Origin of the sequence: Pigmentiphaga kullae (genome assembly GCF_004216695.1) — a bacterium.
Classification (GTDB): domain Bacteria; phylum Pseudomonadota; class Gammaproteobacteria; order Burkholderiales; family Burkholderiaceae_B; genus Pigmentiphaga; species Pigmentiphaga kullae.
Genome location: NZ_SGXC01000001.1, coordinates 1,334,140 through 1,357,117 on the forward strand (window position 1 = coordinate 1,334,140; position 22,978 = coordinate 1,357,117).

Annotated in this window: 23 protein-coding genes; 11 read left to right on the forward strand and 12 right to left on the reverse strand. The window is 67.9% G+C overall.

Annotated elements, in window-relative coordinates; genetic code table 11:
• Positions 1–18: 18 nt before the first annotated feature.
• Together gatA and gatC are read right to left on the reverse strand one after the other, a co-directional pair.
• On the reverse strand, positions 19–1,548 hold the full coding sequence (gatA, locus tag EV675_RS06570) for an Asp-tRNA(Asn)/Glu-tRNA(Gln) amidotransferase subunit GatA (RefSeq protein ID WP_130356521.1): 1,530 nt from the start codon (positions 1,546–1,548) through the stop codon (positions 19–21).
• Positions 1,549–1,552: 4 nt separating this feature from the next.
• Positions 1,553–1,861, reverse strand: coding sequence for an Asp-tRNA(Asn)/Glu-tRNA(Gln) amidotransferase subunit GatC (gene gatC / locus EV675_RS06575; protein WP_124687376.1), 309 nt, complete (start codon positions 1,859–1,861; stop codon positions 1,553–1,555).
• A 214-nt stretch (positions 1,862–2,075) separates the two neighbouring features.
• On the opposite strand from gatC, the gene EV675_RS06580 reads away from it, so the two are divergent.
• The 5 genes from EV675_RS06580 (at position 2,076) to rodA (ending at position 7,922) form a co-directional block, all read left to right on the forward strand.
• Positions 2,076–3,119 carry a rod shape-determining protein gene (locus tag EV675_RS06580; protein WP_087778192.1) on the forward strand — a complete coding sequence of 348 codons (1,044 nt, stop codon included), beginning with the start codon at positions 2,076–2,078 and terminating at the stop codon, positions 3,117–3,119.
• Positions 3,120–3,230: 111 nt separating this feature from the next.
• A complete protein-coding gene (mreC, locus tag EV675_RS06585) occupies positions 3,231–4,163 on the forward strand; it encodes a rod shape-determining protein MreC (RefSeq protein ID WP_130356522.1) in 933 nt (310 codons plus the stop codon).
• A 100-nt stretch (positions 4,164–4,263) separates the two neighbouring features.
• On the forward strand, positions 4,264–4,806 hold the full coding sequence (gene mreD / locus EV675_RS06590) for a rod shape-determining protein MreD (RefSeq protein WP_338617095.1): 543 nt from the start codon (positions 4,264–4,266) through the stop codon (positions 4,804–4,806).
• Between the two features lie 55 nt (positions 4,807–4,861).
• Positions 4,862–6,763, forward strand: coding sequence for a penicillin-binding protein 2 (gene mrdA / locus EV675_RS06595; protein WP_130356523.1), 1,902 nt, complete (start codon positions 4,862–4,864; stop codon positions 6,761–6,763).
• A 73-nt stretch (positions 6,764–6,836) separates the two neighbouring features.
• A complete protein-coding gene (rodA, locus tag EV675_RS06600) occupies positions 6,837–7,922 on the forward strand; it encodes a rod shape-determining protein RodA (RefSeq protein WP_130357931.1) in 1,086 nt (361 codons plus the stop codon).
• Here the strand turns inward: rodA and EV675_RS06605 are convergent.
• Positions 7,919–8,863, reverse strand: coding sequence for a LysR family transcriptional regulator (locus EV675_RS06605; protein ID WP_130356524.1), 945 nt, complete (start codon positions 8,861–8,863; stop codon positions 7,919–7,921). The two genes, rodA and EV675_RS06605, sit on opposite strands and share 4 nt — an antisense overlap.
• A 104-nt stretch (positions 8,864–8,967) precedes the next feature.
• Between EV675_RS06605 and EV675_RS06610 the strand changes: the two genes are divergently transcribed.
• From EV675_RS06610 to EV675_RS06630, 5 genes are read left to right on the forward strand one after another with little or no spacing between them, the layout of a single operon-like run.
• Entirely contained in the window at positions 8,968–9,969 is a 1,002-nt protein-coding gene (locus EV675_RS06610) for a fumarylacetoacetate hydrolase family protein (RefSeq protein WP_207221918.1), read from the forward strand.
• A gap of 1 nt (position 9,970) precedes the next feature.
• The gene (locus tag EV675_RS06615; RefSeq protein WP_130356525.1) at positions 9,971–10,951 is read left to right on the forward strand and encodes a VOC family protein; all 981 of its coding nucleotides are present in this window, start codon (positions 9,971–9,973) and stop codon (positions 10,949–10,951) included.
• Position 10,952: 1 nt separating this feature from the next.
• A complete protein-coding gene (locus EV675_RS06620; protein WP_207221919.1) occupies positions 10,953–12,077 on the forward strand; it encodes an amidohydrolase family protein in 1,125 nt (374 codons plus the stop codon).
• Positions 12,074–13,204 (forward strand): FAD-dependent monooxygenase, encoded by a 1,131-nt coding sequence (locus EV675_RS06625; protein ID WP_165404464.1) that lies wholly within the window; start codon positions 12,074–12,076, stop codon positions 13,202–13,204. The genes EV675_RS06620 and EV675_RS06625 overlap by 4 nt, the downstream gene beginning before the upstream one ends.
• 49 nt (positions 13,205–13,253) lie before the next feature.
• Positions 13,254–14,201 carry a Bug family tripartite tricarboxylate transporter substrate binding protein gene (locus EV675_RS06630; protein WP_165404465.1) on the forward strand — a complete coding sequence of 316 codons (948 nt, stop codon included), beginning with the start codon at positions 13,254–13,256 and terminating at the stop codon, positions 14,199–14,201.
• A gap of 15 nt (positions 14,202–14,216) precedes the next feature.
• On the opposite strand, the gene EV675_RS06635 is transcribed toward EV675_RS06630, so the two are convergent.
• The 4 genes from EV675_RS06635 to EV675_RS06650 all read right to left on the reverse strand — a co-directional run bounded on the left by EV675_RS06635 (position 14,217) and on the right by EV675_RS06650 (position 16,947).
• Positions 14,217–14,591: a nuclear transport factor 2 family protein gene (locus EV675_RS06635; protein ID WP_130356528.1), complete on the reverse strand. Its 375-nt coding sequence runs from the start codon at positions 14,589–14,591 to the stop codon at positions 14,217–14,219.
• Positions 14,592–14,692: 101 nt separating this feature from the next.
• Positions 14,693–15,028 carry an NIPSNAP family protein gene (locus tag EV675_RS06640; protein WP_130356529.1) on the reverse strand — a complete coding sequence of 112 codons (336 nt, stop codon included), beginning with the start codon at positions 15,026–15,028 and terminating at the stop codon, positions 14,693–14,695.
• A 19-nt stretch (positions 15,029–15,047) separates the two neighbouring features.
• Complete coding sequence (locus EV675_RS06645) at positions 15,048–15,995, reverse strand: Bug family tripartite tricarboxylate transporter substrate binding protein (RefSeq protein ID WP_165404466.1); 948 nt, start codon at positions 15,993–15,995, stop codon at positions 15,048–15,050.
• Between the two features lie 73 nt (positions 15,996–16,068).
• Entirely contained in the window at positions 16,069–16,947 is an 879-nt protein-coding gene (locus tag EV675_RS06650) for an SMP-30/gluconolactonase/LRE family protein (protein ID WP_130356531.1), read from the reverse strand.
• Between the two features lie 161 nt (positions 16,948–17,108).
• Here EV675_RS06650 and EV675_RS06655 point away from each other — a divergent pair, with 161 nt between their 5' ends.
• A complete protein-coding gene (locus EV675_RS06655) occupies positions 17,109–17,909 on the forward strand; it encodes an IclR family transcriptional regulator (RefSeq protein WP_130356532.1) in 801 nt (266 codons plus the stop codon).
• Positions 17,910–17,930: 21 nt separating this feature from the next.
• On the opposite strand, the gene EV675_RS06660 is transcribed toward EV675_RS06655, so the two are convergent.
• Genes EV675_RS06660 through EV675_RS06680 form a run of 5 tightly spaced genes read right to left on the reverse strand, consistent with a single transcriptional unit; the run spans position 17,931 to position 22,977 of the window.
• A complete protein-coding gene (locus tag EV675_RS06660; protein ID WP_130356533.1) occupies positions 17,931–18,734 on the reverse strand; it encodes a TauD/TfdA dioxygenase family protein in 804 nt (267 codons plus the stop codon).
• 33 nt (positions 18,735–18,767) lie between these two features.
• A complete protein-coding gene (locus tag EV675_RS06665) occupies positions 18,768–19,802 on the reverse strand; it encodes a tripartite tricarboxylate transporter substrate-binding protein (protein WP_130356534.1) in 1,035 nt (344 codons plus the stop codon).
• A 33-nt stretch (positions 19,803–19,835) separates the two neighbouring features.
• A complete protein-coding gene (locus tag EV675_RS06670) occupies positions 19,836–21,017 on the reverse strand; it encodes a mandelate racemase/muconate lactonizing enzyme family protein (protein WP_130356535.1) in 1,182 nt (393 codons plus the stop codon).
• The gene (locus EV675_RS06675) at positions 21,014–21,970 is read right to left on the reverse strand and encodes a D-2-hydroxyacid dehydrogenase (protein ID WP_130356536.1); all 957 of its coding nucleotides are present in this window, start codon (positions 21,968–21,970) and stop codon (positions 21,014–21,016) included. Before EV675_RS06675 ends, EV675_RS06670 begins: the two co-directional genes overlap by 4 nt.
• Positions 21,971–21,972: 2 nt before the next feature.
• Positions 21,973–22,977 carry a TauD/TfdA family dioxygenase gene (locus EV675_RS06680; protein WP_130356537.1) on the reverse strand — a complete coding sequence of 335 codons (1,005 nt, stop codon included), beginning with the start codon at positions 22,975–22,977 and terminating at the stop codon, positions 21,973–21,975.
• Position 22,978: the final 1 nt, after the last annotated feature.

Below are 22,978 nucleotides of genomic sequence, written 5' to 3' on the forward strand. Positions count from 1 at the left end.
TTCATTCCGCTGCGGAGGTCACAGGCTGCCGGGGCGGCGAGTGTGCCAGTCCGTGGTTCGTTGGAAAACATCGGCGATGGCCAGCAACCGGCCCTCGTCGAAATAATTGCCGATGATCTGCAGGCCGACGGGGCGCTGGCCGTGTACCGGGCCCAGGCCGAAGCCGCAGGGGATGGACACCCCGGGCAGGCCCGCCAGGTTCAGGCTGAGCGTGTAGATGTCGGCCAGGTACATGGCCACCGGATCGTCCGTCTTCTCGCCCAGGTTCCAGGCCACGGTGGGGGATACGGGGCCGACGATGACGTCGCACTGGTCCCGCAGCGCCTTCTGGAAGTCGTCGGCCACCAGCCGGCGCACCTTCTGCGCCTGCAGGTAATAGGCGTCGTAGTAGCCGTGCGACAGCACGTAGGTGCCGGTCAGGATGCGGCGCTGCACTTCCAGGCCGAAGCCCTCGGCGCGCGAGCGGCTGGTCATGTCGGCCAGGTCCCGGTATTCGGCCGCGCGGTGGCCGTAGCGCACGCCGTCGTAGCGCGAGAGGTTGCTGGAGGCCTCGGCCGGGGCGATGACGTAGTAGGCCGGGATGGACAGTTCCGTGCGCGGCAGGGAGATGTCCACCCGCTGCGCGCCCAGCGCCTCGAACTGCTGCAGCGCGGTCTCGATGGCCATGCGCACGTCGTCGGCCAGGCCGGCGCCGAAGAATTCGCGCGGGATGCCGATGCGCAGGCCGGCCAGCGGCTGGTCGCCCTGGGCCCGCGCGGCGAAAGCGCCGAACGCGGCGCGCACGCGGCCGGGGGCGTTGGGCTCGGCGCCGCAGCGCTCCAGGCTGGTGGAGTCGCGCGGGTCGAAGCCGGTGATGGGGTCCAGCAGTTCGAGCAGGTCGCGCGCGTGGCGGGCGATGGGGCCGCCCTGGTCCAGGCTGGAGCCGTAGGCGATCATGCCGTAGCGCGACACGGTGCCGTAGGTGGGCTTGATGCCGCTGACGCCGCACAGCGAGGCCGGCTGCCGGATCGAGCCGCCGGTGTCGGTGGCGGTGGCGCCCACGGCCAGGCCCGCGGCGACCGCGGCGGCCGAGCCGCCGGACGAGCCGCCGGGTACGGCCGCGGTGTCCCAGGGGTTCAGGACCGGGCCGTAGGCCGAATTCTCGTTGGACGAGCCCATCGCGAACTCGTCGCAGTTGAGCTTGCCCAGGGTGACCGCGCCGGCCGCGCCCAGCCGCTCGACCACGGTGGCGTCGAAGGGGCTGACGTAGTGCTTCAGCATGGCGCTGGCCGCCGTGGTGCGCCAGCCGCGGGTAACGAAGACGTCCTTGTGGGCGATGGGGATGCCGGCCAGCGGGCCGGCCTGGCCGCCCGCCAGCGCGGCGTCGGCGGCGCGGGCCTGGGCCAGCGTCAGTTCGGGATCCACGTGCAGGAAGGCGTTGAGCTCGTGGCGGGCGGCGATGGCGTCGAGTGCGCTCTGTGCCAGCTCGACGGCCGAGACCCGGCGCTCGTCCAGGGCCTTGCGCAGCTCGGCGATGCCGGCGAATTCGGTATGCAGGGGTTGTGGCATGGGCTTACTCGATGACCTTGGGCACCAGGAACAGGCCGTCCTGGACGGCCGGGGCGTTGGCCAGCAGGGCGTCGCGCGATTCGGCGGTGGCCGGTTCGGTGGCGGCGTCCTCGCGCAGGCGCAGGACCACGTCCTCGATGGCCGAGATGGGATGGGTGAGCGGTTCCACGCCCTGGGTATCGACCGCCTGCAATTGCTCGATCAGGCCGAAGATGCCGTTCAGGTCCTTCAGGACGCGGGCCTGGGTGTCGCCCGCAAGTTCGAGACGGGCCAGCCGCGCGATGCGCGTGACGTCGGTTTCGGTAAGCGCCATGGCAGTGTGATGGAAAGGCGGCGAAACGGCGTCGGACAGGGGTTCTGGCGCGCTTCGGGGCCGGGTGGGTCATAGCACTGCTTCGAAGACCGCAGAATCGGGAATAATGCAGAACTTTGATGCAGTTTCAGGGTATTGAAGCAGGATTATAAGTTATCATTTCGCGTTTACCGGACCCGCCCACCCCGCATCCGTTCTTCATAAAAGATTCCCGATGTTCAGTTTCCTGCGCAGTTATTTTTCCAATGATCTGGCGATCGACCTTGGCACCGCCAACACGCTGATCTACGTCCGCAGCAAGGGCATCGTGCTGAACGAACCCTCGGTGGTGGCCATCCGCCAGGAAGGCGGGCCCAGCGGCAAGAAAACGATCCAGGCGGTGGGCAAGGAAGCCAAGCAGATGCTGGGCCGCGTGCCCGGCAACATCGAGGCCATCCGTCCCATGAAGGACGGCGTGATCGCCGACTTCACCGTGACCGAGCAGATGCTCAAGCAGTTCATCCGCATGGTCCACCCCAAGGGCCTGTTCGCCCCCAGCCCCCGCATCATCATCTGCGTTCCCTGCGGCTCCACGCAGGTCGAGCGCCGGGCGATCCGGGAATCGGCCCTGGGCGCGGGCGCCAGCCAGGTGTTCCTGATCGAGGAACCCATGGCCGCGGCCATCGGCGCCGGCCTGTCGGTTTCCGACGCCAGCGGCTCGATGGTGGTGGACATCGGCGGCGGCACCACCGAGGTCGCCGTGATCTCGCTGGGCGGCATGGTCTACAAGGGTTCGGTGCGCGTGGGCGGCGACAAGTTCGACGAGGCCATCGTCAACTACATCCGCCGCAACTACGGCATGCTGATCGGCGAACCCACTGCCGAACTCATCAAGAAGGCCATCGGATCGGCGTTCCCCGGCTCCGAGGTCAAGGAAATGGAAGTCAAGGGCCGCAATCTGTCCGAAGGCATCCCCCGCAGCTTCACCGTTTCTTCCAATGAAATCCTCGAGGCGCTGACCGATCCGCTGAACCAGATCGTCTCGGCCGTGAAGATCGCGCTGGAGCAGACCCCGCCCGAACTGGGCGCCGACATCACCGAGAAGGGCATCATGCTGACCGGCGGCGGTGCGCTGCTGCGCGACCTGGACCGCCTGCTGCAAGAGGAAACCGGCCTGCCCGTCATCGTGGCCGAGGACCCGCTGACCTGCGTGGTGCGCGGCTGCGGCCAGGCGCTCGAGCGCATGGACAAACTGGGCGCCATCTTCACGAACGAGTAATCTTTCCTCGTGGTTGCCAACGCGACGGGGCGAAGCGGCTGACAAGCGGTTCGCCCCGGTCTTTTTTCCTCGGGACCTGTCCCGGCATCGCCGGACGCTGGACAAACCTTCATGCAATACAGTCCACCGTCGTTTTTCAAGCAGGGGCCGCCGGCCTTGGTCCGGCTGGCGTTCTTCGTTTTCCTGTCCGTGGTCATGCTGGTGGTCGACACCCGCATGCGGGCGCTCGACGCCTTGCGCGAGGCGGTCAGCGTGGTCCTGTATCCGTTCCAGCGCGTCATGCTGCTGCCCCGGGACGGCGTGCGCTACGTGTCCGATTTCTTCGAGGTCAACAGCAGCGTCCAGCAGGAAATCGAGCTGATGCGCCGCCAGCGCATCGAGATGGCCCAGTCCACCGCCCAGGCGGCGCAACTGGCCTCCGAGAACGCCCAGTTGCGCCGGCTGCTGGGCGCCAGCGAACGCGTCCCGGCCCCCGCCGTCCTGGTGCAGGTGCTGTACGAGTCGCGCGACGCCTTCTCGCGCCGGCTGATCATCGACAAGGGCAGCCACTACGGCATCATCGCCGGCATGCCGGTCATCGACGATGGCGGCGTGGTGGGGCAGGTGGTGCGCACCTCGCCCATGACCTCCGAGGTCGCGCTGCTGACCGACCGCGTGCAGTCCATTCCCATCCAGGTGCTGCGCAACGGCCTGCGCGGCATCACCTCCGGCGGCGAGATCCCGGGCCGGCTGGGCCTGCGCTTCATGGCGTCCGACGCCGACATCCAGGTGGGCGACACCCTGGTCACCAGCGGGCTGGACGGCATCTATCCCGAGGGCCTGCCGGTGGCCACGGTCGAATCGGTCGAACGCGATGCCAGTTCCGGCTTCGCCCGCATCCTGTGCAAGCCGGTGGCCGGCGTCGAGCGCTACCGGCATTTCCTGGTGCTGCAGACGATCAAGCCGGAACTTGCCGGCGCCTCGGGGGACGAATCCTCCAAGAGCGAGTCGTCCAAGCTGTCGCCCCAGTCATCCATAAAGCCAAGCGCTACTCCCAGCCGATGAAAGCAGATCTCCTCATCCAGGGCACCGTGGATCCGGCTTTGCCGGTCCACCGGTGCCGCCCCCTGGGGGGCGCGCGTCAGCGCGTAGGGGGGGGCTTCCGTTGAAAGCTCCCTCTACGCTGCCACGTTCGCGGGTTCCCACTGAACACCTCCTCCTGCCGGTCGAGCCCCGCTTCATCTGGCTCACGCTGTTCCTGGCCTGGCTGCTCAACCTGCTGCCCTGGGGCCAGGTGGGCGGCATACCCGACGCGCTGGCGATCTGCCTGGTATTCTGGAGCGTCCACGAGCCCCGGCGCGTGGGCATGCTGACAGCCTTCGTCTTCGGCATCCTGATGGACGTGCACGGATCGGCCCGCCTGGGCGAGCATGCGCTGTCCTATACCCTGATGGTCTATCTGGCGCTGCTGATGCACCGGCGGCTGTCGTGGTTCTCGCCCTGGCTGCAGGCCCTGCATGTGCTGCCGGTTTTTTTCGTCTCCGAACTCACGGTATTCTCTATCCGCGGCTGGCTCGACGGAACCTGGCCCGGCTGGTGGTGGGCGCTGAACAGCGTGATCTCGGCCCTGCTGTGGCCGCTGGCGGGCTGGATCCTGCAAGCCCCCCAGCGCAGGCCGGTGGATCCCGACGACACGCGTCCCATCTAGGGCGGAGCCCTCCGTAACACCGTCCGGCCCCACAGGAGCCGGGTTTCCGCAGCACATGACCGAACTCAAGAATACCGAGCGCGAACTCCAGCATTTCCGCCTGCGCCTGCTGGTGGCGGTGGGGCTCGTTCTCGTCTGCTTCGGTCTGCTCGGGTCCCGCTTCTGGTACCTGCAGGTCGCCAACCACGACGCCTATGCCGCCCGGGCCGAGCAGAACCGCATCTCGGTCGTGCCCATCACGCCCCATCGCGGCATCGTCGTGGACCGCAACGGCGCGCTGCTGGCCCGCAATTACTCGGCCTATACGCTGGAGATCACGCCCTCCAAGGCGGGCAAACTGGACCAGACCATCGAGCAACTGGCCGAGGTGGTCAACATCGATGCCCGCGACCGCCGCCGTTTCCGCCAATTGCTGGGCGAGTCGCGGCGCTTCGAGAGCCTGCCCATCCGCAGTCGCCTGACCGACGAGGAGGTCGCCCGCTTCGCCGCCCAGGCCTATCGTTTTCCGGGGGTGGAGATCCGCGCGCGGTTGCTGCGCAACTATCCCCAGGGCGAGACCGCGGCGCACGTCATCGGTTATATAGGGCGGATTTCGCAGCGGGATATCGGCAGGTTGGAGGAAGATGGCACCATTTCCAACTATCGAGGCACGGACTACATAGGCAAGGAAGGCCTGGAGAAGTCCTATGAAGCCGTTCTGCACGGGAAGACCGGGGTCGAGGAAGTCGAGGTAACCGCCTCGGGCCGCGCGGTGCGCACCTTGTCGCGCACGCCGCCCGTCTCGGGCAAGAACCTGATCCTGTCCATCGACGTCGAACTGCAGAAGATCGCCGAGACGGCGTTCGGCAACCGGCGCGGCGCGCTGGTGGCGATCGAACCGTCCACCGGCGACATCCTGGCCTTCGTGTCCCGCCCGTCGTTCGATCCCAACCTGTTCGTCGACGGCATCGACGTGGACAACTGGAAGGCGCTGAACGAATCGCCCGATCGTCCGCTGATCAACCGGCCGCTGTACGGCACCTATCCCATCGGCTCCACCTACAAGCCCTTCATGGCGCTGGCCGGGCTGGAGCTGGGCAAGCGGACCTTCACCGGCACCATGTACGACCCGGGCTATTTCGAATTCGGCGACCGGCGCTACCGCAACTCCGGGGAACGGGCCTACGGCACGATAGACATGCGCCGCGCGCTGGAAGTCTCGTCCGACACCTACTTTTATTCGCTGGCCGCCGACCTGGGCGTGGATGCCATCCACGATTTCATGAAACCCTTCGGTTTCGGCCAGATCACCGGCATCGACCTGGGCGGCGAGAAAACCGGCATCCTGCCGTCCACCGCCTGGAAGCGGCGGGCCTATTCCAAGCCCGAGCAGCAGCGCTGGTACGCGGGCGAGACCATATCCATCGGCGTGGGCCAGGGCTACAACGCTTTTACCCTGCTGCAACTGGCCCAGGCCACCTCGGTGCTGGCCAACGACGGCGTCTACATGAAGCCCCACCTGGTCAAGTCCTTGCAGGACAGCGCCACCGGCGAACAGACCCTGACCGTTCCCCACGAAAGCTACCGCATTGCGCTCAAGCCCGAGAACATCAAGATGATCAAGCAGGCCATGGCCTCGGTCACGCGCAGCGGCACCGCGGCGCGGGCCTTCGCCGGCGCGCCCTATGTCGCGGCGGGCAAGACCGGCACGGCGCAGGTCTACAGCCTGCGCACGGGCGAACGCTACAACGCCAGCCGCATCGACGAGCGGCTGCGCGACCACGCCCTGTTCATGGCCTTCGCGCCGCTGGACCATCCGCGCATCGCGGTGGCCCTGATCGTCGAGAACGCCGGCTGGGGCGCCACCGTGGCCGCGCCCGTGGCGCGCCAGGTATTCGACTTCTGGCTGCTGGGCAAGCGCCCCGGCGGGCCCGTGCCCGATACGCCACCCCAACCTGTGGAGGCTTCCGGTGATTGACGGACCGGGCCTGTTCAACCGCCTGACCTGGCGCACCGTCCTGCTGCGCACGGTCGCGGTGTTCGACGTTCCCATGCTGCTGATCCTGATGGCCCTGGCCGGCATCGGGCTCATGTCCATGTACTCGGCCGGCGGTGGTTTCGACGGCCGCTTCGCCGACCAATTGCGCAACTACGGCATCGCGCTGCTGGCGATGTGGCTGCTGGCGCAGCTCTCGCCCCAGACGCTGATGCGGCTGGCGGTGCCGGTCTACCTGATCGGGCTGGTCCTGCTGTTCGGCGTGGAGTTCGCCGGCGAGACCAGCAAGGGCGCCACGCGCTGGCTGAACCTGGGTTTCACCCGCATCCAGCCCTCCGAGGTGATGAAGATCGCCGTGCCCATGATGCTGGCCTGGTACTTCCACAAACACCAGGGCACCTTGCGGATACGCGACTTCATCGTGGCCGCGATCCTGATGCTGACGCCGTTTTCGCTGATCGTGCTGCAGCCCGACCTGGGCACCGCGCTGCTGGTGTTCGGCGCCGGGTTCTTCGTGCTGTTCTTCGCCGGCCTGTCGTTCCGCCTGCTGGTGCCCATCACGCTGGTAAGCGTGATCGCGCTGGGCACCCTGGTCTCGCTGGAAGACACCCTGTGCACCGACGGCCTGGACTGGGTGGTACTGCACGACTACCAGAAGCACCGCGTCTGCACGCTGCTCAACCCCGCTTCCGACCCCCTGGGCAAGGGCTTCCACACCATCCAGTCGGCCATCGCGGTCGGGTCGGGCGGAATGCTGGGCAAGGGCTACATGCAGGGCACCCAGACCCATCTCGACTTCATTCCCGAACGCACCACCGACTTCATTTTCGCGGTCTTCGCCGAAGAATTCGGCTTCGTCGGCAATTTGCTGCTGCTGTTCCTGTACCTGCTGCTGCTGGTGCGCGGGCTGACCATCGCCGCGAACGCCCCGTCGGTCTTCTCGCGCCTGCTGGCGGGGGCGCTGACCATGGTGTTCTTCGTCTATGCCTTCGTGAACATGGGCATGGTCAGCGGCATCCTGCCCGTGGTGGGCGTGCCGCTGCCCTTCATGAGCTACGGGGGCACGGCGCTGCTGACGCTGGGCTGCGCGGCGGGCATCCTGATGGGGATACAGAGGCACCGGGCGCTGGTGCAGAGCTAGGGCTGGACGCAAGCTCCGCACGAGGAGCCCGGCGCGAATCGGCCTGCGCAGACCTGGGCCACGCTTTCCCGCAGCCAGCGGATTCCCTGGTCGCCGATCTTGTGGTGCGGCCATTGCATGAGTTCGACCAGCGGCGGGATCGTCAGCGGCAGCGCCATGAGCCGCAATGGCAGCCATTGCGCGTAGAGCCGGCCCAGTCCCGACTGCACGGTGGCCAGATATGGCGTGCCCGGCAGGCACATGGGCAGCAGGCTGTATTGCGGCACGCTGCTGGCCACCTTGCGCCGACGCTTGAGTCCGCTCAGCGCGCGCTCGTCCAGGGGCGGAAACATCGCGTGGTTCTCCCGCTTGATGACGTGTTCCAGCGCGAAGTACAGATCTTCGTCCAGCACGTCACCCACCAGCGGATTGTCCGACCATGCCGCCCCGACCCACGAGTCCTCGAACAGCGTGGTTTGGGGATAGTCGGGCAAGGCGTAGATGCTCGGGACGATCAACAGGTCGATGTCGCCGCGCTCCAGGCCCTCGGACAGCCGCGGGCTGAGCGGGTAGACGTCCAGGTGCACGCCGGGGGCGTGCTGGCCGCAATAGGCCAGCAGGTGGGGAAGTACCACCACCGAGAAGTAGTCCGACGCGGCGATCGAGAAGGTGCGCTCCGCGCTGGCGGGATCGAAGCCGCCCAGGGGCTGCGTGACCTGCTGGATGCGCAGCAGGATCTCTCGCACTTCCCCACGCAGCGCCTGCGCCCGCTCGGTCAGCACCATGCGGCGGCCGATCGGCACCAGCAACTGGTCGTCGAAGTGTTCGCGCAGTCGCGACAATGCGCTGCTCATGGCCGGCTGGCTGAGATAGATCCGTTCGGCGGCCCGGGACACGCTGCCTTCCCCCAGGAGCGCATCCAGCGCCACCAGCAGGTTCAGGTCGAGTTTGTGGTAGCGCATGATCTATCTGTTTTATGGATGGATTGGATTCAACGAATTCATTGGTTAGATGTTAAGCGCGTCATTAGGATGACGGCAATACGTCGTTCCAATGGAAAGAAAAAATGCATGCCAACCTGCCCGCTTATGCCCTGGGCACTTTCACGGGGTCGGGCGACGAGACGTTCGTCGGACTCGTCCTGGACGAGTCCATGGTTCATCCCATGCCGACGCTGGCCCGCGCCGCCGGATTGCCCTGGAGCGCGGTTTCGGTGGCCCAATTGCTGGCGAACTGGGACGAAGGCCTGGCGGCCATCGATGAGGTCCTTGCGCGTCTGCCGGTCCTGCCGGCCGGGCTGCCCCTGGACAGGCTGAGCGTCCATGCGCCGCTTGCCCCCGGCCAGATCGTCTGTACCGGCGCGAACTACCGAAAGCATGTGATCGATCTGGTCGTGGCCCAGGGGGCTGGAACGGATACGGAAGGGATGACGGTCGAGCAACGGCGCGAGCATGTCGCGCGCCGAACCGATGAACGGGCGCGTCGAGGCATTCCTTATGCCTTTCCCAAGTTGAGAGGTGCCCTGTGCGGTCCGTTCGATCCGGTGGTGGTTCCGCGCGATGCCGAGCAGTTCGACTGGGAACTGGAGCTGGGCGTGGTCATCGGCCGCCAGGCGTGGCGGGTGCCCCGCGACAAGGCGCTGGAGGTCGTGGCGGGCTATACGGTGGTGAACGATCTCACCCGCCGGGAACTGGTCTACCGGCCGGACATCAAGTCGCTGGGGTCCGACTGGCTGCGCGCCAAGAGTGGTCCGGGCTTCATGCCCTGCGGCCCCTTTCTGCTGCCGGCGCGCCACGTGCCGGACCCCCAGGATCTGCACATCGAGTTCCGCCTCAATGGCGACGTGATGCAGTCGGAAAGTACCGCGGACATGCTGTTCGACGTGGCGCGGCAGATCGAGTATGTCAGTGCCTATGTCCGCCTCCAGCCGGGCGACCTGCTGGCGACGGGATCGCCGGCGGGCAACGGCATGCACCATCGCCGCTTCCTGAGGGACGGCGACATCATGGAAGGCCACATATCCGGCATGGGCACCCAGCGCAACCGTTGCGTGGCGGAAGGAGACTGATATGGCCATCGTCGGTATTCATTCCTTGATCTATCACGTGGAGGATCTGGGCACCTGTGCCGCCTTCATGCAGGAGTTCGGCTTGGTGCCGGTGGCTTCGGGCGATGCGGACATTCGTTTCGCGGTGCCCGATGGCGCCGGCGTGACGCTGCGCCGGGTATCGGCGCCGCCCGCCGGCGGTGGGGTGCGGACGGTCTGGGGAGTCGACACGCGCGCCAGCCTGGATGCGCTGGTTGCCGGGCTGGCCCGGGATCGGCCGGTCGAGTGCGATGGCGATGGCACCTGCTGGTTCGATTCCGACTGCGGCATGACGATGGGTTTGGCGCTCTTCGACCGGCGGCCGGTCATGTGCGCGCCGGATCCGATCAACGCGCCCGGACGGGTACGGCGGCTCGATACCTGGCGCAAATGGCGCGAACGGGCTCTGCCCCGGACCATCAATCACGTCGTGTATGGCGTCGACGACTACAAGGCCTCGTGGGACTTCTTCCGCCATCGCCTGGGTTTCCGGCTGTCCGACCATTCGCGCGGCCTGGGCGTGTTCCTGCGCGCCGACGGGGCGCCGGAACATCACACGCTGTTTCTTCAGAACTGTCACTATCACGCACCTGGCTCGGCGGGTTTCCTGCACGCTTGCTTCGGTGTCGAGGACATCGACGAACTGATGGCCGGCGCCAACCACATGGCTCGCCGCGGATACCGCAGCAAGCTGGGCGTCGGCCGCCACCGCATCGCTTCCGCGCTGTTCTATTACCTGGACTGTCCCGCCGGCGGAGAGATCGAGTACGGCGCCGACACCGACTATCTGGACGACCACTGGCAGCCGCGTGAGTGGGATCCGAAATTCGGCTTCATCAGCTGGTGTTCCAACCTGCCGGCGTTCATGCAGGAGCCGGCGGCCCCGCTGGTCCGGGTCCTGGCTTCCGAGGACGACGTCGATATCCCCGATCTGGCCGCGTATCGCCGCCGGAAGGATACCTGAGATGATGCTGTGCCATTGTTGCGGCCACCACCGGCCGGGAGTCGGCGTCGGCGGATCGCGGCCCGTCGCCCGTTTTCCCTACCTTACCGTGGACATGCACTGCCATCTGCTGGTCCCCCAGGTCGAAGAGCTGGTCGCGGAGCGCGAGGAAAAGCGACGCGAACCGGCTTTGCAGGCCGCGCTGCTGGGCCAGGCTTCCTACGCCCACAACCAGGCCATGCGCGAGCAGATCGGCGAGCGCCTGTGCGACGTCGGCCGGCGCCTGGAGGACATGGATCGCCTGGGCATCGACATACAGGTACTGAGTCCGTCGCCCACCCAGTATTACCCGTGGGCCGACGAGGCGCTGGCGGTGCATCTGGTGGAAACGCAGAACGCGGGCATCGCCCGGGCGTGCGCCGGGCATCCCGAGCGTTTCCTCGGCCTGGGGGCGGCAGCCTTACAGCATCCGGCGCTGGCGGTGTCCCAACTGCGCGATGCCGTCGAGCGGCACGGACTGCTTGGAGTCGAGATTTCGTCCGATCCTACGGGGCGCGGCCTGGACGATCCCGCCCTGGAGCCATTTTGGGCCGAGGCGCAGCGCTTGCGGTGCGTGGTGTTCCTGCATCCTCTGGGGACGTCCTTGGGCGAGCGTGTCGACCGGTACTACCTGGCCAATGTCATCGGACAGCCATTGGAGACGACGGTCGCCCTGTCGCAGTTGATCTTCGGCGGCGTGTTGGATCGCTATCCCGACCTCAGGCTCTGCGCGGCCCACGGTGGGGGCTACCTACCTTACGCCGTCGGACGGTCCGACCACGCCTACGGCGTAAGGCCGGAGGCGGGCGCCTGCCGGGTCGCGCCCAGCGACTATCTGCGCCGGATCTGGTTCGACACCGTCGTGTTCCGGGCCGGAGCGCTCGATGAACTGGCCCAGGCGGCGGGTGTGCGGCGCATCGTCGCGGGAACGGACTACCCCTTCGACATGGGGGAGTACGCGTTGCACGAGCTGCTGCGGGGCACGCGACTGAGTCCGGCCGAGATCGCATGCGTGCTCGGCGCCAATGCGATCGAGCTATTGGGCCTGCCTGCCGATCATCCCGCGCTGGCCGCGGCCCGCGCGCGTCTCTTGGGAGCGAACGCATGAAACGCACGGACTATTCCCGTGTCCTGGTGGCCGGTGGCGGCATCGGCGGGCTGGCGGCCGCGATCGCGCTGCGCCGGGCAGGGTGCGAGGTCGACGTGCTCGAGATCAAGCCCGCCTGGGAAGTGGCTGGCGTGGGCATCATTCAGCCCGCCAATGCTTTGCGCGCGCTGGATGAGCTGGGGGTGGCCGGGCAGTGCCTGGCCAAGGGGTTCGGCTATGACAGCTACCGCTACATGACAGCCGAAGGCGTGCTGTTGCAGGAGGTGCCGGGCCCCAAGGTGGCGGGCCCGGACCGCCCCGCCTACAACGGCATCGCCCGCCGGGCGCTGCAGGAGATCCTGGTGTCCGCCGCGCGCCAAGCCGGGGCGGTGCTGCGTGCCGGATGCGCCATCCATTCGCTGGCGCAGGACGAAGACGGAGCGAGCGTCGTCCTGAGCGACGGCAGGCGGGAGCGCTATGCGACGGTGATCGGCGCCGACGGCATCTATTCCTGGCTGCGGCGCAATGTGTTCGGAGTGGACCTGCGCGCCCGCCCCACCGGCCAGAGCGTGTGGCGGGTCATGATGCCGAGGCCGGAGGCGATGACCTGGGGCGCGATGATGGTGGGGCCGCGCAGCAAGGCCGGCTTCATTCCCATCAGCCGGGAGCTGATGTATCTGCTGCTGGTTACTCAGGAGGAGCCGGGGACCGTGATGCCCGCTCAAAGGCTGCATGTCTTGCTGAAAGAGCGGCTGGCCGATTTCGGTGGCGTGGTGCCTGGCCTGCTGGCTGCCATCGACGATCCGGCCAAGGTGGTCTACAGGCCGCTCGAGGTCGTGATGATGGGCCCCCCCTGGCACCGCGGACGAGTCGTCCTGATCGGCGATGCCGCGCACGCATCCACCCCCCATCTCGGGCAGGGCGCCGCGATGGCCATCGAGGATGCGGTCGTGCTGGGGGATCTGGTGCGGCAAGGGCTGCCCTGGCGCGTGCTGACCGATGCCTACATGCGGCGCCGATTCGAGCGGGCCACCTTCATCCAGGATGCCTCGTTCCGCATCGGGGAGTTCGAACAGGGACGCGAACCCGGCCTCGATCTTTTCGATTTGCTGGGGCAAGCCAGGCAGGCAATGGCCGCCCCCATTTGACGCCGGCATGGGCCGGCCTATCCTGAGATGCATGAGAAGGAGTGGAGACATGAATACGATGCGACATATCCTGGCCTGTGCGACGGGCGCGAGCCTGTTGGCCGGAGCCGCGCAGGCCCAGTCGCCGGGCCAGGCGGCGGAGATACTCGTGCCGTTCACGGCAGGGGGCGTGGTGGACATCATGGCGCGGGGCTTCGCCGTAGCCTTAGGCAAGCAGCTTCGACAACAGGTCGTGGTGGTCAACCGGGCCGGCGCGGGCGGCGTGGTCGCCATGGCCTCGCTGGCCAGCGCGCCGGCCGACGGGCATACCCTGGCCTATAGCGTCGTGACGCCGCTGACCGTGCAGCCTCATCGCATGAAGAGCATGCCGTTCTCGCCGGCCGACATCGTGCCGGTATGCCAGACGTTCGAGAACTCCTTCTTCATCGCCGCCGGCCCCAAGTCTCCCTACAAGGACTTCGAGTCTCTGCGCGCCACCGCGCGCGCCCAGCCGGGCATGATCACCTACGGTCACCCCGGAGCCGCTTCGTCTCCGCATCTGTCGGCACTCGAACTCTGGCGGGCCGCCGGCCTGGAACTGAGCGATGTGCCTTATCAGGGCGAGGCGCAGATGGCGCCGCAATTGCTCAGCGGGCAGGTCGCCCTGGGGGCTGTGACCACGGCGATGGTCGTCACCCAGAAGTTGCAGCCGCTGCTGGTGTTCGCCTCCAGGCGGCTGCCGGAGTTTCCCAACGTGCCGACCAGCGCCGAACTGGGATATCCCATCGAACCTTCCGGCTATGGCGGGCTGTTCGTGCGCAAGGGTACGCCCGCCGACGTGATCGACAGGTTGGAGTCGGCCTGCGGCAAGGCCGTGCACGATCCCGACTACCAGGATCTCGCGAAAAAACAGTTCCAGATGTCGGAGTATCTGGATCGCCGGGCATTCACCGGTCGCATCGCCGCGGACTATCGCATCAAGGGCCAGCTCATTCCTGCGTTGAACCTGACCCAATAGCGGAGGGGCGGCTGGTTAGCGCCAGAACTCGTCGAACACCGCCAGGTCCACTGGCATCTCCCAGTGTTCGGCGAGAAGGCCGTCGGCGAAGCGCCAGATGCCGAACGCGCGCATGTCGAGCGTCTTACCCTGGCGGAACGCGGCCAGCCGCACGGGCACGGTTGCCCAGTCGCCGGCCAGCATGAAGACGTCCTCGTGACGTGGGCGAAAGGTCTGTCCAGTCAATTCCTGCATCTGTTGGACATGCCAGCGCATGCCCTCGGCCCCACGAAAACTGCCCGCGATCTGGCTGGAGCCGGGCGTGTGGCAGACGAAATCCATATGCAGGTTGCCGTACAGGGCGTCGCGGTCCTTCGCGTAGATGCGCCGCAGCAGTTCCAGCCTTTGCATGTATGCCTCCGGGGTGCATGAAGGCTACAGCCTAGGCGCATCGCGGCGGGGGGACAAATGCATCGTACGGATGCCTGGCCATTCGCGCCGACGATGGATGGTCAGCCTTGCTCCTTCGGCAGTGCGGGCTGCGGCGAGAACGGCGCCACGTTCATGATCTTCACCTCCTGGGCGACGAACGACCCCCGGTTCATCTGCCTGAACGCGGCCCATTCGGGATCCGCCTCCAGATGCCCGCGCCGCCGTTCGCGCTCGGCCAGGCTGGCGTAGGCCCAGATGTGGACGACCTGGTTCAGCGGACCGATCTCGCTCACATAGAAGCCGACCAGCCCGCCCAGGTGCCGCATCTGCACGGGCAGGCCGTGCGTGCGGTAGCGCTGCAGGTAGTCGTCCATGGTGCCGTGCTTGAGCGTGTAGGTGCGGTGCTCGACGATCATGCGGGGGTTCCTCGTGTTGCTAGGGCTGGACCTGGATGCCGGTTTTCTTCAGGAAGGGGATCCAGCGGTCGAAGTCGCTGGCCAGCTTGGCCTTGAATTCCCCGGTGTTCATCGGCCCGTTCAAGCCCATGCCGCCGAGCCGCTCGGACACCTCCGGCGAGCGGACCACCTTCAGGATGGCCTGTTCCAGCTGGCTGCGGGTGGCCGCGGGGGTGCCCGCCGGCGCCAGGATGCCGTAGGCGTTGCTCATCTGCAGGTCGGGATAGCCGGCCTCGACCGAGGTCGGCACGTCGGGCAATTGCTTCGAGCGCTGGGTGTCGAACAGCACCAGGCCGCGCACCTTGCCCTCGCGCACGTAGGGCGCGAGGATGGTGACGTCGGCGTTCAGCGCGTCGATCTGGCCGGCCAGCAGGTCGGCGATGGCCGGGGCCGCGCCGCGATAGGGGACGTGCAGCATCTTCGAGCCCGTGTAGACGTTCACCATCTCGCCGCCTATGTGCATGGTGGAGCCGACGCCGGACGATCCATAGCTGATGCGCGCCCCGGACTTGGACTTGTCCACCAGCTCGCGCAGCGTGCGCACGCCCAGGTCGGGGCGGGCGATCATCAGGGTCTGGACCTGGCCGATCAGCGCCACGGGTTCGAGGTCCTTGCGCGGGTCGTAGGGTAGCTGCGTCATCGTGCCGGCCGACATCACGTAGCCCGATGTCGCCACCAGCAGCGTCGCGCCGTCCGCGGGCGACTTGGCGACGTAGTTCGCGCCGACCACGCCGCCCGCGCCGCCGCGGTTCTCGACCACCACGGTCTTGCCCAGCGCCGCGGTCAGGCCGGGCGCGATGATGCGCGCGACCTGGTCCACCGGGCCGCCGGCGGCGAAGGGCACCACCAGCTTGACGACGTCGGCCGCCAGCGAGGGGGCCGAGACGGCGCACGACAGCATGAACAGCAAGCTTCGAACTCGTTGCATGAAGATCTCCTCCATGGCGCTGCGCCATGGTCGTGGACGACGCGGAGCGGATGCTGGAACCGGGGTGCCGCGTTCAGCCCCGGAAGCGTGGTTCGGGCAGGCCGCACACGCCCACGTCGAGCGCGAACAGTCCGCCGGCGAGCGGTTCCCGGGCCAGCTCGGGCACGCGCTGCGAGTGGCTGGTGACGTACAGGGTGTCGAGCCCGCTGCCGCCGAAGGCGGGACAGGTCGGGTTGGTGACGGGCATCTGGATGATGCGGTCCACGCGCCCTTCGGGCGTGAGGCGGACCAGCTGGCCGGTGGCGACCATCGCGTTCCACAGGCAGCCGTCCACGTCCACGGTCGAGCCGTCGGGCCGGCCGGCCTGGTGTGTCCAGTCCTTGAAGACGCGGCGATTGGAGATGACGCCATCGTCCAGGTCGTAGTCGAAGGCCCAGATGACCTGCCGGTGCGTATCGGCGAAGTACATCGTGCGGTCGTCGGGGCTCCAGGCGATGGAGTTGGGCAGCACGACGTCGTCCAGCATGACGTGGCAGCGGTGGTCGGGATCGAAGCGGTAGAGCTTGCCTTCCGGCGTGCGGCGGGTATCGGGCATGCTGCCCACCCAGAAGCGGCCGCGGCGGTCGCACTTGCCGTCGTTCAGGCGATTGTCGGGCTGGTCGGGCTCGGGGTTCAGCAGGGGCTGGGGGGCCTGACCGGTGTCGGGGTCGTACAGGTACAGGCCGTGGTTCGTGGCCAGCAGGAAGCCGCCCGTCTCGCGCAGCGCGATGCTGCCCACCAGCAGTTCGGGCGCCAGCCTTTGCGCGCGATGCCGGCCGGTGGCGGGTTCATACGACTGCAGGGCCGGCCGCCGCACGTCCACCCACCACAGGCGCTGGCTGCGGTCGCACCAGAGCGGGACTTCGCCCAGGATGTCGGCCCCCTGGACCACGCATTCGATCTTGCCGGCCACCGTTGTCTCCTTCGGTCTTGTGTGCCCCGCGATGTCGGGGGCATTTTTTTGCAGATTATTCCGTAATTCAGGATTCGTCAAACATCCCATTATTTAGGATTAATAGAATTGAGCGAGCATGCCCGGTATAATCCGCGCCACCATCCCGCCCCAAACGCCCCGTGAACGCATCCGATAACGCCCGTCCGGCTTCCACGCTCGCCCGCGCTTTCGAAGTGCTGGAGCTGCTGTCCGTCGAGCACCCGCTGCTGCGGGTCGAGGACGTCATGTCGCGGCTGGGCCATACCCGCTCCACGGCCTACCGGTACGTGAAGGAACTGTGCGACGCGGGCGTGCTGGCGCCGTCCTCGGGCGGCATGTATGCGCTGGGGCCCCGCATCGTCGAACTCGAACGCATGCTGGTGCTGACCGATCCGCTGTACCTGGCGGGCCGCAAGGTGCTGCCGGCCGTGCGCGAGCCCGGCAGCGTGCTGCTGCTGCACAACCTGTATCGCGACAAGGTGCTGTGCATCTACAAGGAAGGCCCCGATTCGCTGGAATACCGCGGCGAGTCCATCGCGGTGAGGCGCTCGCGCGGCATGCCGTTCCCGCTGTTCCGCGGCGCGGCCTCGCTCGCCATGCTGGCGTTCTTCACCCCCCATCGTATCCGGCAGGCTTACCTGCGCAGCGCCGACGAGATCGCCCAGGCGGGTCTGGGGCGCAGCTGGGAGGAATTCCGCGGCGCCCTGGCCGCGATCCGGCGCAGCGGCTATGCCACCAGCCGCAGCCAGATCACGCCCAACCTGGCCGGCGTGGCGGTGCCCATCTTCCTGCCGGGGGAAAAGAAGGTGATAGGCAGCCTGGCGCGGGCGTTTCCCGCGGAACTGCTGACGCCGGAAATGGAGCGGGCGTGCCTGGGCCGCCTGTCCGAGGCGGCGGCGCTGATCGCCGAGGAGTTCGTCCAGGCGGGGCACGGCGCCTGAGCGGCGCGGCCCGGTGGGTATCTATCCGCCGAATACCGGCCCGTCGACCACGATGCGGTGCATGAGCCGTTCGCCGGCCGCGTAATCGTTGACCGCGAAGTGCCAGGTCTGGTGGTTGTCCCAGAACGCCAGCGAGCCGACGCGCCAGCGGAAGCGGCAGGCCAGCGCCGGTTGCTGCGCGTGCTGGTACAGGAACTCGAGCAGCGGCCGGCTCTCGGCCTCGGTCCAGCCCTCGAAGCGCACCGTGTAGGCCGGGTTCACGTACAGGATGGGCTTGCCGCCCTCGGGGTGCCGCACGACCACGGGGTGCGTGACGTCCGGATCCGGCGCCCGTCCCGTCTTCATGCGGGACTGCACGCGGGCATTGGAATGGACCGCGCGCAGCGGTTCGAGCGTGCGTTTCAGTCCTTCGGACAGGTGCTCGTAGGCCGAGGCCATGCTGATGAACAGCGTATCGCCGCCGGAGGCCGGCGCCTGCCGGCACAGCAGCATCGTGCCCCAGCTGGGCGATTCGCGGTAGGCCTGGTCCGTGTGCCAGCTGCCGCCGATGTTGCGTTCCTGGCCGGGCTCCTTCGTGACCTCGGCGATTTCCTCCGAGCCGGGGATGGGCGGGATGATGCCGCTGGTCGGCACCGTGGGGTGGCCGAAGCGGCGGGCCAGCGCGACGTACTGCTCGGACGTGAGCGTCTGGTCGCGGAAGAAGATGACCCCGTGGTCGATCAAGGCCTGGCGGATGCGGCGGTAGATCTCGGGCGCCTGTTCGGCGGACAGGTCGACGTCGTCGATCTCGGCGCCGACGTAGGGGTTGAGCGGTGCGATGCGCATGTCTGGATTTTCCGTGGAACCGTCGGTGGCCGGTCAGCGGCCGAACGACTTGTCGAATACTTCGCGAAAGCGCGTCCGCTCGATGATGCCGCGGTAGCGTTCGTAGTCGGCCTTGACCATGCCGGCGAAGACCTCGGGCGTCACCTGCTCGGGCTCGAAGCCGAGATTGGCCAGCGCCTGCTGTCCCTGGCTGGAGCCGGTGATCGCGTTCATCGCCGTGTTCATCCGTTCCAGCACCGGGGCCGGCGTGCCGGCCAGCATGAAGACGCCCAGCCAGTCCTGGAACACGATGTCCTTGTAGCCCAGCTCGCCGGTGGTCGGGATATCGGGCAGGAAGCGCGACCGCTTGCTGCCGGTTACCGCCAGCACCCGGATGGCGCCCGCCTGCTGCTGCGCAATGGCGCTGGCGACGGGGAGGATGATGGCCGGCACGTGGCCGCCCAGCAGGTCCTGCAGGGCCGGGGCATCGCCCTTGTACGAGACGTTGTCGAGCTTGACGCCGGCGGCCTGCGAGAAACTCGTGCCCACCAGGTGCTGGCTCGATCCGGTCTGCGCGGCATATAGCGCCCGGTCGGGATGGTCGCGGCACCACTGAAGGTAGTCGGCCAGCGTCTTCACGCCGGCCGGGACGGCGGGGCCGACCGCGAAGGTCATCATCGACCGCCCCGCGACGCCCACGGGGGCGAAGTCGCGCAGGGGGTCGTAGGGCAGGGTGGAGACGACGTGAGGCGAGATCACGATGGGATAGGCAGGCGACAAGAACATCAGGCTGCCGTCGCGGATGCCGCTGTTCTTGACGTGGGCGTAGGCGATGGCGCCGCCCGCGCCGGCCTTGTTCTCGACGATCAAGCGGTCGGCGTAGCGTCCGGTCAGGCCTTCGGAGAACATCCGGGCCAGTTTGTCGGTAGCCCCGCCGGGCGGCGAACCGACCAGCATGGTGGCCTGCGGCAGCGCCGTGGCGGCCCATGCCTTGCGCGCCGACGCGGCGCAGCACAGGCCCGCCGCCGAAATCAGCAGGAACCGGCGGCGCGCCTCGTTCCGGCCTTTGTCCACTGCGCTCATTGCCATGATGTCGTCTCCTTTGATCGGGCCATCGGGCCGCTACGCCGACGCATCGGCGGCGTGCGCCCGGGCCACTTCCTCGTCGATATCGGCGCCCCAGCCGGGGCCTTCGGGCAGCACGAAGTTGCCGTCCCGCATCGTCCAGGGCCGGGTCAGCAGTTCCCGGCGCCACGGCACTTCGTCTTCGTCGTACTCCAGGAAACGCAGGTTGGGGACGACGGCGCAGAAATGGGCGCTCATCAGCGATCCCAGCGGGCCGTGGGAGTTGTGCGCGGCCACGTTGATCTCGCAGGCGTCCAGCAGCGCGGCCATCTTCACCGACTCGGCCATGCCGTTGAACACCACGTCGACGATGCCCACGTCCACCGCCTGCGCATCCAGGTAGGGTTTCAGGGCGCGCCGGCCCAACACGGTCTCCAGCGACGCGATGGGCGTGGACGTGGTGCGGCGGATCAGGCCCAGCGCGTCCGGATAGTGGCTGTCCATCTCCAGCCAGGTCAGGGCCAGCGGTTCGACCGCGCGGGCCAGCCGGCGCAGGCCCTCGGTCTTGTAGTTGAAGTTCAGGTCCATCATCAGGCCCATGCCGGGGCCGCCGCCTTCGCGCAGCGCGGCAAGCTGGTCGACGACGCGCTGCTCGATGGCATGGTCGATGTTCAGCTCGAACGCGCCCGTGCCCCGGCCTATGGTCGCCGGCTTGCCGTCCTGGAACACCAGGAGGTTGGTCTTGAGCGCCCGGAAGCCGCGCCGCGCGGCTTCTTCTGCCAGCCGTTTCAGGTCGTCCAGCCTGCGCACGGGGGCCTGTCCGATGACGCGCTCGAACAGGTCCAGGTTGCGCGCCCGGTACATGCCGAAGTGCGACCAGTAGACGGGCAGCTCGCTGCGCAGGGCGCCGCCGAACAACTCGCATACCGGGATGCCCAGGGCCTTGGCCTTCAGGTCCAGGCAGGCGTTCTCGTAGGCGCCGATGGCCAGCGCCTGCAGGCCGCCGGCGGTCATCTGGGTCAGGGCATAGAGCCGGGCCGACAGGCGTCCGACGCCGCGCGGGTCTTCGCCCATGACCAGGTCGGCCATGCCGCGCACCACCGAGGCCAGTCCGCGCCGGCCGCGCGACTGGTTGAATTCGGACCAGCCGACCAGGCCGTCGTCGGTCGTCAGCTTCAGGAACGACCAGTCGTCCCAGCCGCCATCCACGTGGAATTGCTCGACCCGGGCGATCTTCATGACTTGAGCTGGTGCAGGAGGGGTTCGCCGCGCATGAACCGCCGCAGGTTCTCGCCGACCACCTCGGCGATGCGCCGGCCGGTGTGGATGCTGCCGGCGCCGGCGGTGTGCGGGGAGATGAACAGATTGGGGGCCTGCCACAGCGGATCGGCCGCCGGCAGGGGTTCGGGCTCGGTGACGTCGATGAAGGCCCCGCGCAGGCGACCGGTTTCCAGCGCCGTACGCAGCGCGGCCTGGTCGACGGTTTCGCCGCGCGACAGGTTGATGAGGAGCGCGCCCGGCTTGATCGCGGCGAAGCGCCGCGCGTCCATGATGTGGCGGGTGGCGGGCAGCGCGGCGATGCACACGGCCACGACGTCGGCTTCGGCCAACACGTCGTCCAGCGCCTCCATGGGACGCATCTCGGCCAGCGGGCTGGAGGTCAGCGACCGGGACAGGCCCACGATCTTCATGTCGAAGCCGGCCGCGCGGCGAGCCAGTTGCGCGCCGATGTTGCCGAAGCCCACGATGGCCAGCGTCTTGCCCTCCATCGACACCAGCGGAGGATCGAAGGCCTTGTTCCATTCGTGGCGCAGCGAGCGGTCGCAGATGGCCGGGATGCGGCGGGCCATGGCCAGGATCATGGCCATTCCGTGCTCGGCCACGGCCGGCGCCACGGCGCCGCCCTGGTTGGTGATGACGACGCCCGGCGGCACGCCATGGGCCAGCAGGCCGGCCGCGCCGGCCGACAGCAGCTGTACCCAGCGCACCTTGCTGCCGGGCTGCCTCATCGCCTCGGCGATGGCCCGGCCCGGCGCGCCGCGCGGATCGGACAGGACCAGGGCGTCGGCCTGGGCGGCCAGCGGCGCGACGTCGGCCAGGTCCTCGCAGATCACCAGGTCCAGGTCGTGGAAGGCCTTCAATGCGCGTTGCACCGGTTCGCGCGCGATCGTGGTGCTGAAGATGACTCGCATGGTCAGGCGGCTCCGGAGGAAAGTCGTTCGCGATAGACGCGGGCATAGGCCGCGCCGCGCACGCCGAATTCGGGGGCGACGGGGCGTCCATGGGGAACCGTCAGCCACAGACGCAGCAGCAGGCGCCTGTGCCGCGCGTCGTCCTCGAACTCGGTGCGCGAGTGCAGGTTGGTGAAGTTGTGCCAGAGCAGGATCTCGCCCGGGGCCAGCATGAAGCGCAGCGCCAGGTCCTCGCGTTCGGCGGTCCGCGAGAATGCTTCCAGCGCCTCGGCCAGCCGGCCGGGCAGGGGCGTACCCTTCTGCCGGGCGGCTTCGCGCATGAAGCTGCCCGCGTACATGCAGCTGACCTGGCCGTCCACGCAGCAGAAGACCGGGATCTTCTCGTCGGTGACCGGCTTGCTGCCCAGCCGGGCCTCGGGAATGGCTAGGTAATAGCCTTCGTACAGGGCCGGCAGCAGGTCGGGATGCTCGCGCAGCAGCGCATTGTGGATGGCCAGCGAACTGACCAGCGCGCTCTGCCCGCCGTGTGCCGCCGAGCGTATGCATTGCAGGCCGACGACTTCGTACGAGTCGGTGTGCATCACCAGCTCGCCCGCGCTGCGATAGCCGCGCGCGACCGGATCCTTGTCGTCGCGTTCGACCCGGCCCAGCCTGTCGCCGGCATGGCTTTGCACGGCGGCCTCGCCCAGGTGCGTGCCCAGCGCCCAGTAGATGCGCTCCAGCCGTTCGGGACCGTGGCGGGCCGGATCCAGTCCGGTCAGCAGCACCGCGCCGCGTCCGCGCATGATGGTCTCGCGCAGTTCGCCCAGCAGCGCCACCAGCGCGGGCTGGCTGACGTCGTCGCGCGCGACGGCCTGCGGCGCCTTGCCGGCGGTCTGGTCCAGCAGCCGGGACAGGGCGTCCAGCTCGGCCTGGCTGAACGGACGTTCCAGGGCCCGGCGGCTGCCCAGTTCGCGCGCAGTCCAGGCGGCGGGGTGGTCGATGAAAGTCTGGCAGATCGGTGTCATG

Excerpts from the sequence above, each read along its gene's own strand:
- EV675_RS06605 (WP_130356524.1), bottom strand. The coding sequence starts at position 8,863 with ATGCGCTACCACAAACTCGACCTGAACCTGCTGGTGGCGCTGGATGCG.
- EV675_RS06680 (WP_130356537.1), bottom strand. The coding sequence starts at position 22,977 with ATGACACCGATCTGCCAGACTTTCATCGACCACCCCGCCGCCTGGACT.
- EV675_RS06675 (WP_130356536.1), bottom strand. The coding sequence starts at position 21,970 with ATGCGAGTCATCTTCAGCACCACGATCGCGCGCGAACCGGTGCAACGC.
- rodA (WP_130357931.1), top strand. The coding sequence starts at position 6,837 with ATGCTGCTGATCCTGATGGCCCTGGCCGGCATCGGGCTCATGTCCATG.
- EV675_RS06635 (WP_130356528.1), bottom strand. The coding sequence starts at position 14,591 with ATGCAAAGGCTGGAACTGCTGCGGCGCATCTACGCGAAGGACCGCGAC.
- EV675_RS06665 (WP_130356534.1), bottom strand. The coding sequence starts at position 19,802 with ATGGCAATGAGCGCAGTGGACAAAGGCCGGAACGAGGCGCGCCGCCGG.
- mrdA (WP_130356523.1), top strand. The coding sequence starts at position 4,862 with ATGACCGAACTCAAGAATACCGAGCGCGAACTCCAGCATTTCCGCCTG.
- gatC (WP_124687376.1), bottom strand. The coding sequence starts at position 1,861 with ATGGCGCTTACCGAAACCGACGTCACGCGCATCGCGCGGCTGGCCCGT.
- mreC (WP_130356522.1), top strand. The coding sequence starts at position 3,231 with ATGCAATACAGTCCACCGTCGTTTTTCAAGCAGGGGCCGCCGGCCTTG.
- EV675_RS06645 (WP_165404466.1), bottom strand. The coding sequence starts at position 15,995 with ATGCAACGAGTTCGAAGCTTGCTGTTCATGCTGTCGTGCGCCGTCTCG.
- EV675_RS06625 (WP_165404464.1), top strand. The coding sequence starts at position 12,074 with ATGAAACGCACGGACTATTCCCGTGTCCTGGTGGCCGGTGGCGGCATC.
- EV675_RS06610 (WP_207221918.1), top strand. The coding sequence starts at position 8,968 with ATGCATGCCAACCTGCCCGCTTATGCCCTGGGCACTTTCACGGGGTCG.
- EV675_RS06670 (WP_130356535.1), bottom strand. The coding sequence starts at position 21,017 with ATGAAGATCGCCCGGGTCGAGCAATTCCACGTGGATGGCGGCTGGGAC.
- EV675_RS06580 (WP_087778192.1), top strand. The coding sequence starts at position 2,076 with ATGTTCAGTTTCCTGCGCAGTTATTTTTCCAATGATCTGGCGATCGAC.
- gatA (WP_130356521.1), bottom strand. The coding sequence starts at position 1,548 with ATGCCACAACCCCTGCATACCGAATTCGCCGGCATCGCCGAGCTGCGC.
- EV675_RS06630 (WP_165404465.1), top strand. The coding sequence starts at position 13,254 with ATGAATACGATGCGACATATCCTGGCCTGTGCGACGGGCGCGAGCCTG.
- EV675_RS06660 (WP_130356533.1), bottom strand. The coding sequence starts at position 18,734 with ATGCGCATCGCACCGCTCAACCCCTACGTCGGCGCCGAGATCGACGAC.
- EV675_RS06615 (WP_130356525.1), top strand. The coding sequence starts at position 9,971 with ATGGCCATCGTCGGTATTCATTCCTTGATCTATCACGTGGAGGATCTG.
- EV675_RS06620 (WP_207221919.1), top strand. The coding sequence starts at position 10,953 with ATGATGCTGTGCCATTGTTGCGGCCACCACCGGCCGGGAGTCGGCGTC.
- EV675_RS06640 (WP_130356529.1), bottom strand. The coding sequence starts at position 15,028 with ATGATCGTCGAGCACCGCACCTACACGCTCAAGCACGGCACCATGGAC.